The following is a 16,000-nucleotide window of genomic DNA, read 5'->3' on the forward strand; positions in this document are numbered from 1 at the left end:
GCTGCGTCGGCGACCGTTCTTCACGATCGCTGCCGACTCAGACACGTCTTTTCCGCGACGGGCGGCCTTGGGATCTCTACGCAACGGCAATTCTCAGCTTCTTCGAAGCACGTCGAGCTGCGACTCCAGCAGCCAGACCGTGCCGATAGAGCCGTCACGAATTAACTTACGTGCGACGCAATCGCCCCACGGCGTTAGGCGGAAGTCGTCTCCCTGCCGTTCGCCGAGACCATGCTCGCAGCAGAAGTCACACGCACCATCTTGCGACAGCGTTCCGCCCGTCCCGCTGATCACTCGCTGCATGGAGGTCATTTTAAGTAACGCCACCTCGTCCCGTAACAAAACCAGATCTGTCTTCATTTCATTCCCTTGTGAGTCACTCTGCCGAAGGTGGCGACCGGCAGGTCACTCCATCCTGCCTCCATTCTCCCCCACTCTCCGTCAGGGGACACCCCGCACCTGGCGTCCCTCCCGGCATTGTCCACGGACTAGGCTTTTCCGGGGACGGACGGCCACATCAGCCCGAAGCGCGTCTAGCCGACGGCGACAACGCTTTGGATGTGGCTATGGCGGATGCAATCTGGTGTGAACGACGTTGGATGTTCGTGCTGATTTGCTGCGGTCTTCATCCGTCGCGGTTGGGGCTCGTTCTGGGGGGCCCGGACCCCGATGGAGGAAGACTGCACGAGCGAAGGAAAATGCCCCCCGTCCTGGATCAGAATGGGGAACTCGGGGGGCGACGAGAACTTGACTCGCGTCAAGTCCTCGCGTGAGAGCGGAATGCCGCATCGTTTCCTTCGAGCGGGGTGGTATCGGGCTTGCGTGGCCAAGCCAGGACTTGGCGTCATTGATCATGCCTGGGAAAGTGGACGGTCGTGAGGTGGACTTGTAAGGAGTACAAGCCAGCACTTCCTTTCTCACAGCCGAAGAGCGGGGGGGCGAGGTCGGATTCCTGATGAACCAATCGACTGCGGCGGAGCTTGATGGCAGCTGAAACACCGATTGACGTGACTTATCGACACTCGTAGAGTTTTCCCCACTCACCAACTTCACCCGGCTCTCGCTGGGAACTGTCTGCGACAGCATAAATCAACAAAGCATCCACTCGATTGCGGCCCATGATGGCTGCACGAGTTCACTCCACTAACCCGCTTCTTTGCGGGTGACACGGTGCCCAGAATCCGGGTCGTGTCGAACCTTGCCATCGCGGATTCGCCCTCGTCGATTCTTTCATCGGCGAGTCTCTTCTCGCGATGGAGTGAACGGATGAGTCCGTTGGAAGATGGCCAGAACTGGTCCGCGCAGCAGGGATGTCACGGGGACGGCAGCGGGGATGTACTGCACGAACGCGAACGATCAAATGGTGCGGAACACGGTACGGAACAGCCCTCGCCGCTGTCGGCAGATAGCGGTCCCGCCGGTGGTGAGGAGCGACGAGCGGCCACGCTCGGAGCGATCGAACTGTCCGGCGGGGATTGCTGGGAGTCACTTCTGGAGGAGGAGGAAGACGCCGTTGAGACCGGATCACCTATAACATCCGGTCTCAACATTTCAGTGCCAGGGGAGTGCAGCTACCTCGCGCACGGAATCGACTCGCTCGACATCGGGATCTACGGGCAGTTTGGGCCGATGCGATGGCAGCAGCTGGAAGGCGAGCTGACCAAGCTCAAGGAGTCGGCCAAGAACACGAGGGGTGTACTGCACCCATCGATTCCCGGATGTCTCGTTCTGGCGCATGGAAAGCGATTTTATGAATGGCAGCTGACTCTTCCGGAATTCCACATCTTCATCCGGAGAAGCGAGTCCGCGAACGGCCAGGCTCCGAAGGTGATGGCCGCACTCGACTCCAGCCTCCTCTGGAAACACGGAGTCCACGGGGCTGTCGGCCTCGTCTTGGAGCAGGTAACGCAGCTCGGCATGTCGATAGACCGAGTGCAGGTTAGCCGATGCGATGTCTGCGCCGACTTCCACATCCCCGGCGGGCTCGACGACCAAGCGCTCCGGACACTGTTGGTGCCGAGGAACCTGAAGTATCGCGTCTTCGGCAAGAAGCGAATGGAGACGTTCCATGTCGGAGCCGGCACGTCATCGATTCAGTGCCGGATCTACGACAAGACGAAGGAGATCATCAAGAGCAAGAAGGAGTGGTTCTACGACATCTGGAAGCTGGAACGGGCGGAAGACGTGTGGCGAGTCGAGTTCCAACTGCGCCGTGAGGCGCTGAAGTCCTTTCAGATCGACTCTCTCGACGATCTGGACAAGAAGCTGGGTGGGCTGTGGAAAGCCCTCACAACGCTGTGCATCTCCTTCCGACACCGTGACAACAAGAACGTCTCGCGTCGGACCGTCATTCCGATGTGGGCCAAGGTTCAGGACGTGGCGAGTCGGTTTGGCGAGGTCTCCGAGCTTCGCAGGATCAACCCGCAACCGAGGGCTGATCTCAAGGGAGCGCTCGCGCAGCTCTGGGGACGGTTCGTCTCCGTTTGTGCCTTCTTCGGGATCACGGATCTCAAGGAAGGGCTCGCCGTCGTGCTGATGCTACTGGAGAACTATTCCAAAGCCGAGAGGTTTGGCGAGCTCGTGGCCATCCGAATGGTTCTGTTCGGCGTCTCAGAGGACACGGAGGGGGACGAGTGATGTTCCTCACTGTTCAGGAAGTCGCCAATCGTCTCAGCATCAGTCGCGCGGCCGCGTATCAGCTGGTCGAGTCCGGGAAGCTGGCCCATCATCGAATCGGAGTGGGGCGCGGCGTGATTCGGGTTTCGGAAGAGGATCTCTCCCTCTACCTCGAATCCTGTCGCCGCGCTCCCGCTGAGAAGGCTCCGCAGTTACCCGTTGTTCCTCCCGTCCGTCTCAAGCACGTTCGGCTGTGACGTGATCGCCTGCTGGGCCGCCTTCTGAAGGTACTCCGGCTTCTTCGCCAAGTGCTGGTAGGTCCTGGCGAGCGTTGTGGCGTCGGAGTGGCCCATCAGGACGCTGACGGTGATGGGGTCGAGGTTCTGAAGTGCATTCGTCGCGAAGGAGTGTCGGAAGTGGTACGCGCAAACGGAGATTCCTGTCTTCTGCTTGATCCTGCGGAAGCGGCAATTGAGCGAGTCCTTGTTCCAGGGCCTACGCATCACGTTCTTGAAGATCGCTCCCTCCACCGGGTGGCCCTTTCGGGTGACCATGTGTTGGCTGACGATCTCAAACGCGGGATCACTCAGGTAGATGACCCGTGGAGCCTTTTTGCCCTTCGCCTCGGACGGCGGAAATACGATTCGCCGGAGGTTCGGGTCGACGTGGCGGCGTTCGATCTTGGCTGCCTCTTGGGGGCGGACGCCGGTGTGCCACAAGAACAACAGCAAATCCTTAAAACACTGGTCGCGGCTGACGGACAGAATCAGCTGGAACTGCTCCGGAGTGATGATTGTCTCTCGCCGAAGCTTCGGCGGGGCCTTCATGTGGGCGATCGGGGACGTCTCGATGTATCCCTCCTCCATTGCCCACTTGAGAGCCCGCTTTACGGCTCGCACGCCGTTGTGCTTCGTGCTGGTGTTCCAGCCTGTTTTCTTTGCCAGCCATGCTGTGACGTGGAACGGCTTGAGGGCGGGAATCTGCATCCGGCGGTCGATTGTCCGGCAGAAAGAGCTGAGAAACAGCTCGTAGTAATCGAACGTCGCGGGAGAGAGTTCTCGTTTGACGTAGTCCAGAAAAACGTCAACCAGCCCGATCAGCGACATCGCGCGGGCAGCATCCGCGATCGACTGCGGAGAATCTCCGGTCAGCATCAGCTGATGCCAACGGCGGACTGCTTCCGCCTCGTTCTCCTGCCCTTTGACCAGCTTGACCTGGCGGCGTGCCCCGTCTGTTCGGACCTGAACATACCACCAGCCATCGTGGGCGCGAAACCAAGGTTTGGGATCCATGACGAACCTCTCAACTGAGTGAAACCACTCGCTGAGCTGAAAGGCTCGCGGGGCCTCATCGAGTTGCAGCTCGATGAGGCCTTTTTTCATGGGGTTGCTGCAAAAGCTGCTGCAAGTCCCTTTTCGCGTCGTCGTAAGTAAAGTCGGGGTGACAGGATTTGAACTCGCCGAGGGTAAGGCCAAGCTGCGGACTTGGAAATCATCGTCATTCGCACCCGCGAACGATGGCCATTTCCATGTCACCAACACATGTCGTAACCGATTCTGTCTCCAAAGGTTATGTCCGCCCATGGAATGGGCCAATCGGTCGCAAAGCGACCGAGAGACCTGCTTCTCGCGATCGACGAAGAGCACAAGGGTCGGCGACCTCGAACCCTTACTGATGGCCGGAAGCATGCGTTCTGACCTGCTCTGCTCCCATTGCGGCCGGATTACTGCCTGCGACGTTTCATGGGCCAAAGCCGAACACCGAGCCAGGCCAGGGACAAGGGCGGCGGATGCTACCCGAACGAGGCGTCGGGCTCCGACGGAATTTGACGGAGAATCACCCACCCGACGATCGCCGCGCATCTGAATGTAGGCCTCGCGTGCCACCTACCGCGTCGACCGGAGTTCGGTGGGGCCGCACGAATCGTTCAAAGAAGCCGCCCGTCCATGCTGATCTTCGACGAAGTCGAGCGTCTTCTGACAGGCCCTGGCAGCGTCTTTCTTCGCTTTGTCCCCGCCTGTCTGCGCGCGGCAGATCGATACTTCCACGTGACAACCGACAGTCACATTGAGCCAGTGGTTCTTGGGCGTGCGCGGTTTCAGAGCTCAGATGTCAGGCGGCCGCAACGAGTGATCCTGAACCAGTCCACGAGTCGACGGGAGTCTCATCCTTCCGCTCCTCAACCGATGCATGTGGAGTGAACCGTGACTGAGGCGCTTCGTTGCTACTGCACTCCCAAATACCCCCCCCCCGAAAAGCTTGGCCTGTTTTTCAAGCGAGAACTCGATCACGCATGTGAAGGTGTGTACACTACACTGGTCGTGCGAACCACTAGGCAAGGAAGCGCCGCAGGAGAGAACTTGATTTTGCTGCATTCGTGACAGGTACTTTTCATGCGACTCGGCAAGCTCCTCGTCTACTTCGAGACCTCGCCGGCATTGCATTTACTCCGCGCCCGAAACGCTCCATTCATCATCGATTTCTTGGACCGTCAGTTTAAGCAGAGTCGACAGATCGCAGTTCCGCACTCAGATCTGCTCGCAAGCCTGACCGCCTATCAGGAAGAGCTGCAGGAAAGTCATCCCGAAGCGCTTATAGGGAAGCCCGAGGTCTACATCAGCGACTGGTGCTCGCGCGAGACGCGATGGCTCCAGCGATTTCTGGAGGCGGGGCGCGAAGAACCGGTGTACCAACTCACGCCCCACACTGAGGACGTGTTCGCCTTCCTCGATCGTGTTCTGGATCAGGATCTTGGGTTCGTTGGGACAGAGTCCCGCCTCAAATTGGTGATCGAAACGTTGTCAGACCTGGTGATCGGGGCGTCCGATGATCCCCAAACCCGGCTCCACCATCTCCGCGAAGAGCGAGACAAGCTGCAAACGGAGATCGAACAGATCGAGAACGATGGCCGGATCTCGAAGTACCGACCGGCACAGATCCGGGAACGATTTGCGACGGCGGTGTCCTTGCTTCGCCAGCTCCAAGGCGACTTCCGAGCGGTGGAAGAGTCATTCCGCGACATCACGACGCAGGTCCAGCAGCGGCAAGTCGGTGGGGAGCAGACGCGCGGTAAGATCCTTGAGTTCGCGTTGGATGCCGAAGACCTTCTGATGCAGGAAGACCAGGGGGTCAGCTTCTACGAGTTTGTTCGGCTGATTCTTTCCCCAACGCAGACGGAACGACTCGAAAAGATCATTCGCGAAATCCGCCAGATTCCAGAACTGGTCCAGCAGCAGGACGGTCTGGAAACGGTTCGCAATATGGTCACGTTGCTTCAGAGCGAGGCCGAGAAGGTCAAACGCACGAATCAGCGACTTTCCGCCAGCTTACGGCGCCTTCTGGATGTGCGAGCCCATGCCGAGCGGCAACGGATTGCAAAGCTCCTTCAAGAGATTCAAGTTTTGGCGGCCGACTTCGCCGAGTCTCCAGACTCGACGGAGGTGGGGATCCAGCTCGACCTTGATCTCGCTATCGAATCTCCCTTTCGCCGGACCTTCTGGGTCGATCCCCCTCGCTTTGAGGACATCGATCTATCCAACTTCGAACCCGACGCCGCTGAGAGAAACGCCGCATTTGCGCAACTTGCCGCTTTGAAACGGCTCGACTGGCACGGGATGCGGGACTGCATTCGTCACATGTTGGCGATTCACCATTCGCCAACGCTCAAGCAACTGCTGGAGCTCCATCCCGCGGATGCGGGAGTGGTGGAAGTGATCGGTTACATCCAGATCGCTGCAGATGACGGGCATTCAATCGATTCCGCTCTCATGGAGACGGTCGTCGTCTCGTCCGGGCCGCCGGGGAACCATTTCTTTCGCGTCACGATTCCCCGTGTCACCTTCCATCCCGCGAGGAATCATCATGCGAAATGAGTATCCGGAGTTTCGCGACTGGAGCGTGGCCGCAGTGAAGCTGCTGCAGGGAGTCGTCGAGTTCGAGGACGGCCGCGCCTGGAATCTTGTCCTCGCGAACAGCTCGCAACTCGAGCAGTATTTCGCTCGGCTGGGACTGCAACTGGTCGTCGACGAATCCGAAGGCTTGGCCTACTTGCGGCAGTTCGCGGCAGAGACTCTTCCGGCCGGGTACGAGGCAATCCCCAAGCTCTTCAAGGCGACCCGGCTTAGCTTCGGACAGACGCTTCTGTGCGTACTGCTCCGAGACGCACTTCGTCGCTTCGAGGATGAGGACACCCGCGACGACCGATGCGTTGTCGATGAGTCCGAACTCCTTGATCAGTGGAAGGGCTACTTTGCAGCCCACGGCGATGAGGTTCGGCAGCAGCGAGAGCTGCAGTCCAACCTGAAGAGACTCGAAGATCTCGGCTTCGTTCGGCGATTCGGTGAAGAGCCTTCCCGCTGGGAAGTGCGTCGTATTCTCAAAGCTCGCCTCACCGCCGAAGAACTTGAGCATTTGCAACGACAGTTACGGACGGCCATCGAGCGACGAGGCCAGAATAGTCTGTCAACGGCGTCCTGAGAGGAAGAACGCAGGTACTGAGCAAGTGGAAACGGAGCTATGATCACGCAGCATCGGAGTCTATCCTCGTTCGTCGAATCGAGGTCCAAGGGATATCGACTTCGCAAAGTCGAACTCTGGAACTGGGGTACGTTCGACGAGCATATTTTCACTGTTGCTCCGAAGGGCGAATCGACCCTTCTGATTGGCCAGAACGGTTCAGGCAAATCGACCTTGGTCGATGCCATTCTGACATTGCTCGTTCGTCCAGGCGTTAGGAACTTCAATGTCGCCGCGGGAGCCAAGAAGCGCGAACGGGACGAGCGTTCGTATCTGCTCGGTGCCTACGACCGTGGGAGTGACGACGATGGAGGAGTTCGCGTCAAGTATCTCCGGCCGAAGGGGGAAAAGTACTCGGTGATCCTGGCTTGTTTCCGCAATCAGGGCATCGACAAGGTCTTTACGATCGCTCAGGTTCTCTATCTGGCCGGAGACCAGAGCGTCGAGAAGGTGTATTGCTGCGCCGAGGGCGAACGGTCCATTCGCGAGGACTTTGGACATCTGGAGTCCACGGAGAACATTGTCAAAGTCCTGAAGGGCCGCGGCATTCGCGCGACCCGGACCTTCCAAGAGTTTGAGGCGTGGTTCAGCAAGGCGACGCACGTCAAACCGAAGGCGATGGAGGTCTTCAATCAGACTGTCGCAGTGAAGGACATCCAGCGGCTAAACGATTTCATTCGCGACCACATGCTGGAACCTCACAACTGGGAAGAAAAGTTTGATCGTCTCCTGGGGCACTTCACACAGCTGAGTGAAGCGCACGACAGCCTCGTCCGCGTCCGCCAACAGCGAGATCTTTTGGAACCTGTCGCCCGCATCGGCGAAGAATACCGGCATGCAAAGACCCGACTGGACCACGCCGAAAGGCTTGTGAATGCCTCCGCCGCCTATTTCGCTCAGAGAACAGTCGACCTTTTCGTGCCGGCCATCGCCGAGGAGGAACGTCAGCGGAAGGAAACTGCCGAACAACGAGAAACGGTGAAGGAGCAGATTCGCGTTCTTCAGGAGCGCGCTCGGCTTCTTCGAAACGAGATCGAGAACGTCGGTGGGGATCGGCTCAAACTGATCCCCGGACTGATCGCTTTCGAAGGCGCCCATGCCGGTCAAAAACGAAAGGCGCACGGAAGGTTCCAGGAAGCGCTGGACCGTTTGTCTCTCTCTGTCGAAGTTCACGACGAAGCCTCACTCGTGTTAGTGCGGAGGTGCGTTGCAGAACTCCAGGCTGAGTTCACGGCAGAAGCGGCGAGGCTCACCAGTGAACGAGACGCATCGCTCCTTGTTCGTGGCGAAGCCCGCCGAGACCTCGTCACGTGCCGCGAAGAACTGGATGGACTGAACCGTCGCAAAGAGAATATCCCTGAATGGTCGGTTCAGCTCCGCGACGCCCTCTGCCGCGAGCTGGGATTGCCGCTACGCGAGTTCCCCTTTGCTGCGGAGTTGATGCAAGTCAGTGCAACGGCCCGGGACTGGGAGTCCTCGATCGAGAAAGTGCTCCGGGGGCTCGCATTGAGCCTGCTGGTGCCCGACAGGTACTACCGAACGGTTTCTCAGTACATCGACAGGACTCGGCTGACCGCCCAAGGGCGAGGACAGCGACTTGTGTACCTTCATGTGGCAGCGCGTCCCACTGGGCCTGGAACGAAGCCAGATCGCAATTCGCTGGTTGGCAAACTGGACTTTCGTGAAGGCCACTCGCTGCTTCCGTGGCTGAAAGGAGAACTGCTCGATCGCTTCGACTATCGATGCTGCGAGACGATTGAGGAGTTCCATGAGCAGCGGGGAATGGCGATCACCCGGAATCGACATGTGAAGGCTGGACGCCAGCGGCATGAAAAGGACGACCGCGAGCAGGCGGTCGACCCTCGCAACTTCGTCTTGGGATGGGACAACCGTGAGAAGAAGCAGCGGATCGCAGCCGCGATCAAACGCCTTGAGGAGATCGATGCCGTCGAGTCGTCCAAAATCCAGACCGTCGATGACGCGACGGCCCAGCTGCAGTTCCAGCATAGTGCGATTCTGGAGATCCAGCGGGTAACACGCTTTGCTGAGATCGACTTCGCCACGCACGATCGAGAGGTTCGCCGACTCGAAGAAGAGCGGGATGCCATCGAGGCCGGATCAAGTACCCTCCGGTCGTTGAAGACGAGGCTGAGCGACACCGAAGCGGAAGAGGCCGATCTGAGACAGCGGGATGAGGGACTGGTTGGTGACGAACGAGAGCACCAACTCCGGATTCGCGAGGCGAACACGCTTGTTGTCAATGCCCGGTCTGAGCTGGGGCGTCGCGAAGCCGGTGGTCGATTGGAAGCCGATCGGAAAGTCTTCAGCGAACTCGACTCGGAGTTGGCCAGTCCGCCACTGACGACGGACAATTTCTTCGACCGTCGAGAGCGATTCCGCAGGGAACAGGATCGACGAATTGCAGACCTGAAGGAAGAGGTCGCGCCGAAACAGAATCATCTGACGGAGGCGATGTCACGTTTCTTGCGATCGGCTCCCGAAGAGTCGGCCGACTTGAGCGCGTCAGTGGACTACCTCGGCAGTTTCTTGGGGCTTCGACAACGGATTCTGGAGGATGACCTTCCTCGACATGAGCAGCGGTTCAAGGAACGGCTCAATCGGAACGTCATCGAAGACATCGGGTTCTTTCGCAGCGCTCTGGAACAGGAGCGGCGCAAGATCGAGGAGAAGATCGAACTGCTCAATGCCTCGCTGCAAAAACTCGAGTACCGGCTGGGGACGCACATCCAGCTGGAGCCACGGCCGATCCGGGACGTCGACATCACAGATTTTCAAACCCGACTCCGCGAGTGCGTGGAGGGGAGTTTTGAAGACACGGCCGAAGCCAACGAGGCGCGCTTCATTCGGATTAAAGAGTTGATTCTGCGTCTGCAGGACGAGGAGAATCGCACTTGGCGGAACAAGGTCACCGACGTCCGTCGCTGGTTCGATTTTCTCGCGGTCGTCATCGACCGTGAGACAGGCAAGTCGGTCTCGGTCTACCAGGACAGCAGTGGGCAGTCCGGAGGCGAGAAAGCGAAGCTGGCTTTCACGATTCTGGTGGCCGCCATCGCCTACCAGTATGACCTCGACCCGGAGAGTTCCGTCAGCGACCGCTTTCACTTTGTCGTCGTCGACGAGATGTTCTCCAAGGTCGACGACCAACACGCCGAGTATGCCTTGGAACTGTTCAAGCAGTTCGGACTCCAAGTGCTGATTGTGGCCCCATTGGATGCCAAGGCGCGAGTCACTCAACCGTACGTGGGTTCTTACCTCCACGCGGTGAAGAAGAACAATCGGTCGGCGATCTATGAGATGACAGCGGAAGCGTTCGAGGAGTGCGCCGGGCATCATGAGACTTCCGAACCGACGGCAGCACATCACCATGATTCGGCCTGAAGACATCCAGCGAAAGGCGACGAGCCTCTATCGGCCATTCCAATGGGCTTGGCTCGATGACCAGCCGTTCTTTCCGAGAGTGATTCCCTGCGACAAGACCTTGGACTCTAACCTAGCCGTTGCAAGTGAATCCGTCCAACAGCTCAGAAATGGCTCCAAGGAAAGGATCGGCTTTGGATACACCGTGGAATGGGAGGATCGCAATTCACGAACACATGGTCGCAATCGCTTTCCGCGGCAGATTCTGTTCGAGACCCAGGACGATTTCTTAGGTCTCATTGGAAAAGAACGCGAGTTTGCTCAGTTCGCCCGCTCCGTCTCGGAGCTGCGCAAGAGATATCCGCAGTTGGCACCGTGGGTACGCGCTCATCCCGCTGAGGTCGTCGATTCCGCCGCGGAGCTCGACGGGCTGTTGCAGGTGCTCGATTTCTTGTTGGCCCATCCGTGGCCGCAGCTCTTCGCTCGGGAATTGCCTTTGCCGCTCGACACCAAGTTCGTAGAGCGCAATCGTGGCATTTTGAGGTCTTGGCTCGACCTTGTTCTTCCTCCCCACGCGATCCGTGCGGACGAGGAGCACTTCGATCGACGGTTCGGGCTCCGTTACGTCGAACCGTTGATCTCCGTGCGATTTCTGGATGAGGCTGTCAGGCAGAGGGCGAACCTGCCCTGGAGCGAATGCGCGATTCCGTTGCATTCACTGGCATCCCATCCGATCGCGGCGGAGTCGGTGTTGATCGTCGAGAACAAGATCAATCTGCTGACACTACCTCCGATCGCGGGGGCTATTGCGCTGGGAGGCCTTGGTAACAGCGTCAGCGATCTTCGATACGTTACATGGCTGTCTCAGCTAGCTGTCTGGTACTGGGGAGATATCGACGTCGACGGATTCGAGATTCTCTCGCGCCTCCGAACCGTCTTTCCGAATGTCAGAAGCCTGTTCATGGACCAGAAGTCGCTGTTTGCCCTGCGCCCCACCGTCAGGGGTGTCGGAAATGGACGATTAGGAAGACTGGGAATGAACCTTCTTCCTGAAGAAGCAGCCGCGTTCCAGGTCTGCTCAGCCTCGAATCTCCGCATCGAACAGGAGCGGATTCCTCAGGACTTCGTGGTCTCACACATCCAGGCGGCTTTTGTCGCTAGATGATCGCTTTGCCGACCTTGCGAAGTCGGATCGTCAATGCGGCGTGCAGTGTGCCCGTTGACCAGAACAGGGCATTGCGTAAAGGTATGGCCATTCATGGTGGCGCCTGCAGTTCAAGGCGTTGGCGGTTCCTATGTTGGAAGGGGCTCCGCCGCCCGTCTACACGACGCCTCAATGCCAGCCGCATACTTCCGGAACGTGGCGTACCAGATCCACAATCTGACGAACCAGAATTCCAACACGCGATTCTGCAAGAACTTACGACTTCTTCGGACTCCGGATGCACCACTGGATGCACCAGCTTCGAGCTGGTCTCGTTCATTCTAAGCTGGCCATCCCTCTCAGTTTCACTGAGGGCCGCCCTCACGAAAATCGCCTCCACACCATTACCTAACGAGGTGGAGGCGATTTTCGTTGCGATGGCGCAGACGCTGGAGGGACGACAACGGAGCGGAACCGAACGACTCACGCCCTACGAATGACACCCCGGTCAGATGATCGGGGTGTTTTCGTTTAACTCGCCCCAAAGCTGCAATCATCGGACACAGAGCGAGGTCTTCGACTACAGAACTGGACACATGGTCATTCGTGGCATTTGATCACCACTTTTTGTTTTCTGAAAAATCATCACAAGATGATGCGATCGAGGTGGTTGCGTAGACGTCGCCTACGCTGTCGGCGCTGAAAAACATTTTTTTTCGGCGATGGGAAGCCACAGTCACGCGTAAAATACGGGTTATGAGAGTCGAAGCGGAGCTTCCGATTCTGCATTGCGGCCGTGATGGAAGTTGAGGATGCGGACCAGGGGCTACAGGGGCTTACAAGGCCTTTGTGCAAAACGGTTTGCGTGTACGGGATCAATCTACTGCCGGATTTGCGGTGCGCATGGTGCCTCCCGAATCCAAGTGACCATTGGTTTGGGAGTTTCAAATGCACAAGATGACGTTCTATCCCCTGGGCAACGCGGATTCATGCCTAATTGATCTGGAGAACGGGAAGAAGATCCTGTTCGACTTCGGCGATGAAGGGAACCCGGACGACCAGGATGACAAGCGGATCGACCTCTGCACGACGCTGCGGGAGGACATGGAAGCCGCAGACAAAACCAGTTACGAGATCGTTGCGATCACGCACCTCGACAACGACCACACCTGCAAGGCGGAAACATTCTTCTGGCTCGATCACGCCAAGAAGTACCAGGGTGATGGCCGGTTCAAGATCGACACGTTGTGGGTGCCGGCCGGCGCGATCACTGAGTGTCGCAACGATCTTGGTGATGGTGCAAAGGCCCTCCAGGCAGAGGCTCGACACCGGCTCAAGAAGGGATACGGCATCTGCGTCTTCTCACGCCCCGAAGCCCTGAAGGACTGGCTCGAAGAACAGGGTCTCACGTTGGAGGATCGCGACCAGTTCTTCAAGGATGCCGGTGAGCTTGCGCCCGGGTTGAGTCTTGCCGCCGACAACGTCGAGTTCTTCGTCCACAGTCCGTTTGCCTCTCGGCAAGATGGGGTGCTCTTCGACCGCAATCGCGACTCGCTTGTCATGCAGGCGACGTTCAATGTTCTCGGCACCACTACACGTGCCATCCTCGGCTCGGATGCGGACCACGAAGATTGGACCGAGATCGTCAACATCACTAAGTACCACAAGCGAGAAGAGCGGCTGGAGTGGGACATTTTCAAACTGCCTCACCACTGCTCATATCTGACGCTCGGCCCCAAGGAGAACAAGGGCGTTGACAAGACAACGCCTGTCGCTGCCACCAAGTGGCTGTTTGAAGAAAAGTCTAACCGCGGGTGCATCATCATCTCGCCGAGTTGGCCTATTCCGGCGAAGGGCACTCAGGAAGACAAAGACATTCAACCGCCTCACCGGCAGGCGAAGAACTACTATGTGGAAGACGTGGTCAATCCGAAAGACGGCGAATGGAAGGTAACGATGGAACATCCCAAGGTCGCCAGTCCTGAACCGATCACGATTGAGATCACAAGACGGGGGGCGATGCTTCAGAAGCGGATTGCCGTCGGTGCCGCTGCCGTTACGACTGTCAGTGCTCCTCGGGCCGGGAAACGCAAGTGAACTACCTGGAACCAAGTGGCATCATCGCAGACCGGGCTGCACTCCAAATCCCGCGAGCAATCGCGCTTGCGGCGGCTGTGGCCGATTATGGGCTGCCCTATGTTGAGTTCGTCGAATGTCGACAGCACGTGGACGGCGATGACCTCGCCGAAACCGTCGTGTTCGACGTCGAGGTAGAACGGCCGCAGCAGACTGCGAACGATATCCGGAAGAAGGAGCGGATCTCAGTCACGTTCCTTCCTTCCGACAATTGGTACCCCGAGGTGCTCGCACTTCGCGATAACTTCCCACGAGTCTCACACACGAACGTGCGGGAGAAGGAGTTTCCCCGCAGCCTGTGTCTCTACGATCAGCCTTGGGAACAGATTGCAATCCGTTGGACGGCAGCCAGCGTCGTCGAGCGAATCAGGTTTTGGCTGGCGGAGACCGCCAAGGGAACCCTTCACCAGGATGATCAGCCACTCGAACCGATGTTGCTCGGAAACGGCTATCGGATTGTCCTTCCGTTCGACTTCTTTGACGGCGAGAGCAACGAAACGTTCGAGGAACTGAAGGTCTCCTTCGCGACGAACGAGAAGGACTGCCGGCTCCTTCGCGCCGAGAAGGGACAAGGAGCCGGGGGGCTTCCGTTCCTTGCACTCTCCTTCGTGGCAGAGGCACAGATGCATGGTGCGATTCGCCATGCTCCGAAGAACCTCAAGGAACTGGATGAGTTCCTGAAGCCGGCCGGTGTCCCCATTGTCGAACTCCTCTACAAGAAGCTGGAGGACTGGAACAAGAAAGAATTGCTGGACAAGAAAATCCTGCTGGTCGTCGCGTTCCCACTGACACGGAACGGTGAGGAAACGATCGAAAGCAGTGATTTGTGGGTCTTCTTGACCACCCGCAGTGTTGGTGATGTCGGCGTCGCAATCGGCCTTTGGGACAAGCTCGCCGAGCACTCGTACGGCCGACCAATCCTTCGAGATCCGAAATCCGATGGACAAGCCATTGGCTTGAGTATCTTGTCTCCTCTGTTCCACCTTTCAGCAGAGACGGCGGCAATATCCAGCGGACTCACTTCCGATCTCCGTCCGAGCATTGCGATCGGGGCGGGGGCTCTCGGGTCCCAAGTTCTGCGTCTGCTGGCTCAGTCGGGATTTGGGGCCTGGTGCGTAGTCGACAAGGATGTTCTCCTACCTCATAACGTCGCCCGCCACGCCCTGGACAACCGCTGGATCGGTTTCCCCAAAGCTCTGCCAGTTGCCATCGAGTTGCGGAGCTTCTATGACCGGGACGGTGATCTGAAATGGATCGATGCTGATCTGCTCCGCCCTGACGACAAAAAGCAGCAGCTCGACAAGGAGTTGGCCGAAGCAGAGCTGGTGCTTGATCTCGCCGCGTCTATTCCGGTTTCTCGCCATCTCACGTATGACGTCCAGAGCAACGGGAGGCGGATTGCAGCGTTCTTAAATCCCCGGGGGACGGACCTCGTGCTGCTCGTGGAGGACACAGCGCGAACGATTGGGCTGGATTTCCTGGAGATGCAGTATTACCGAGCGATCTGCCAGACCGCTGAGCTGGAGAATCACCTGTCACCGCCAGACGGTCGCCTTCGATATGCTAGGTCATGCCGAGACGTCAGCTCGACGATCCCGAATTACGCAGTCGCAATGCATGCGGCCATCGCCGCGAAAGCGATTCGTGATGCTGTCCAAGGTGCGAACGCGGAAATTCGGATCTGGACTTCTGATCCGGAGAGCCTCGAAGTCCGTCACCTTCGGGTAGCGGTGTCGTCATCGAAGCGAAGCCGTCTCGGAGAATGGACGCTGGTCGTGGATGACCAATTGACGGCCCGAATCGCGAAACTTCGGCTCGCAAAACTTCCACACGAAACCGGCGGTGTGCTGATCGGCTCCTACGATCTGGCTCGAAAGATTGTCTACGTAGTCGATACGATCCCTTCGCCCCCCGACAGCGAAGAATGGCCGACGTTGTACATTCGTGGGATGAAGGGACTGAAGTTCCAGGTGGACAAGGTCCAGGAGATGACGGGTGGCCAAATCGAATATGTCGGGGAGTGGCACTCTCATCCAGCCGGCTGCCCCTGCCTGCCGAGTGACGACGATCTTAAGGTCTTCAGTTGGCTGACTGAGAACATGGACGTGGCTGGCCTTCCGGCGTTGATGGGTATCGCTGGGGATCACGGCTACACAGAGTGGTACCTTGGCCAGATGCTACGAAGCGGTGGGTGGAGGGCCGGAACTTAGA

10 protein-coding genes are annotated in these 16,000 nt (G+C 58.2%); 8 read left to right on the plus strand and 2 right to left on the minus strand.

Going from position 1 to position 16,000, the window contains the following annotated elements:
• Positions 1-93: 93 nt before the first annotated feature.
• On the minus strand, positions 94-360 hold the full coding sequence (locus VT03_RS16950) for a hypothetical protein (protein ID WP_075094075.1): 267 nt from the start codon (positions 358-360) through the stop codon (positions 94-96).
• 906 nt (positions 361-1,266) lie between these two features.
• Here VT03_RS16950 and VT03_RS16955 point away from each other — a divergent pair.
• Together VT03_RS16955 and VT03_RS16960 are read left to right on the plus strand one after the other, a co-directional pair.
• A complete protein-coding gene (locus VT03_RS16955; protein ID WP_156514560.1) occupies positions 1,267-2,637 on the plus strand; it encodes a hypothetical protein in 1,371 nt (456 codons plus the stop codon).
• Positions 2,637-2,873: a helix-turn-helix domain-containing protein gene (locus tag VT03_RS16960; protein WP_075094077.1), complete on the plus strand. Its 237-nt coding sequence runs from the start codon at positions 2,637-2,639 to the stop codon at positions 2,871-2,873. Before VT03_RS16955 ends, VT03_RS16960 begins: the two co-directional genes overlap by 1 nt.
• On the opposite strand, the gene VT03_RS34245 is transcribed toward VT03_RS16960, so the two are convergent.
• Positions 2,829-3,908 (minus strand): tyrosine-type recombinase/integrase, encoded by a 1,080-nt coding sequence (locus tag VT03_RS34245; protein ID WP_197488978.1) that lies wholly within the window; start codon positions 3,906-3,908, stop codon positions 2,829-2,831. The genes VT03_RS16960 and VT03_RS34245 overlap by 45 nt on opposite strands.
• Positions 3,909-5,009: 1,101 nt before the next feature.
• Here VT03_RS34245 and VT03_RS16970 point away from each other — a divergent pair.
• From VT03_RS16970 to VT03_RS16995, 6 genes are all read left to right on the plus strand, one after another.
• Positions 5,010-6,488, plus strand: a complete 1,479-nt coding sequence (locus tag VT03_RS16970; protein WP_075094079.1) for a DUF3375 domain-containing protein — start codon at positions 5,010-5,012, stop codon at positions 6,486-6,488.
• The gene (locus VT03_RS35260; protein ID WP_075094080.1) at positions 6,478-7,092 is read left to right on the plus strand and encodes a DUF4194 domain-containing protein; all 615 of its coding nucleotides are present in this window, start codon (positions 6,478-6,480) and stop codon (positions 7,090-7,092) included. The genes VT03_RS16970 and VT03_RS35260 overlap by 11 nt, the downstream gene beginning before the upstream one ends.
• A gap of 39 nt (positions 7,093-7,131) precedes the next feature.
• Positions 7,132-10,530: an ATP-binding protein gene (locus tag VT03_RS16980; protein WP_075094081.1), complete on the plus strand. Its 3,399-nt coding sequence runs from the start codon at positions 7,132-7,134 to the stop codon at positions 10,528-10,530.
• Positions 10,484-11,674: a DUF3322 domain-containing protein gene (locus tag VT03_RS16985; RefSeq protein WP_082846286.1), complete on the plus strand. Its 1,191-nt coding sequence runs from the start codon at positions 10,484-10,486 to the stop codon at positions 11,672-11,674. The genes VT03_RS16980 and VT03_RS16985 overlap by 47 nt, the downstream gene beginning before the upstream one ends.
• Before the next feature lie 927 nt (positions 11,675-12,601).
• The gene (locus tag VT03_RS16990; RefSeq protein ID WP_075094083.1) at positions 12,602-13,750 is read left to right on the plus strand and encodes a hypothetical protein; all 1,149 of its coding nucleotides are present in this window, start codon (positions 12,602-12,604) and stop codon (positions 13,748-13,750) included.
• Positions 13,747-15,999 (plus strand): Mov34/MPN/PAD-1 family protein, encoded by a 2,253-nt coding sequence (locus tag VT03_RS16995; RefSeq protein WP_075094084.1) that lies wholly within the window; start codon positions 13,747-13,749, stop codon positions 15,997-15,999. Before VT03_RS16990 ends, VT03_RS16995 begins: the two co-directional genes overlap by 4 nt.
• Position 16,000: the final 1 nt, after the last annotated feature.

This window comes from Planctomyces sp. SH-PL14 (assembly GCF_001610835.1).
In the GTDB taxonomy this organism is placed as follows: Bacteria; Planctomycetota; Planctomycetia; order Planctomycetales; family Planctomycetaceae; genus Planctomyces_A.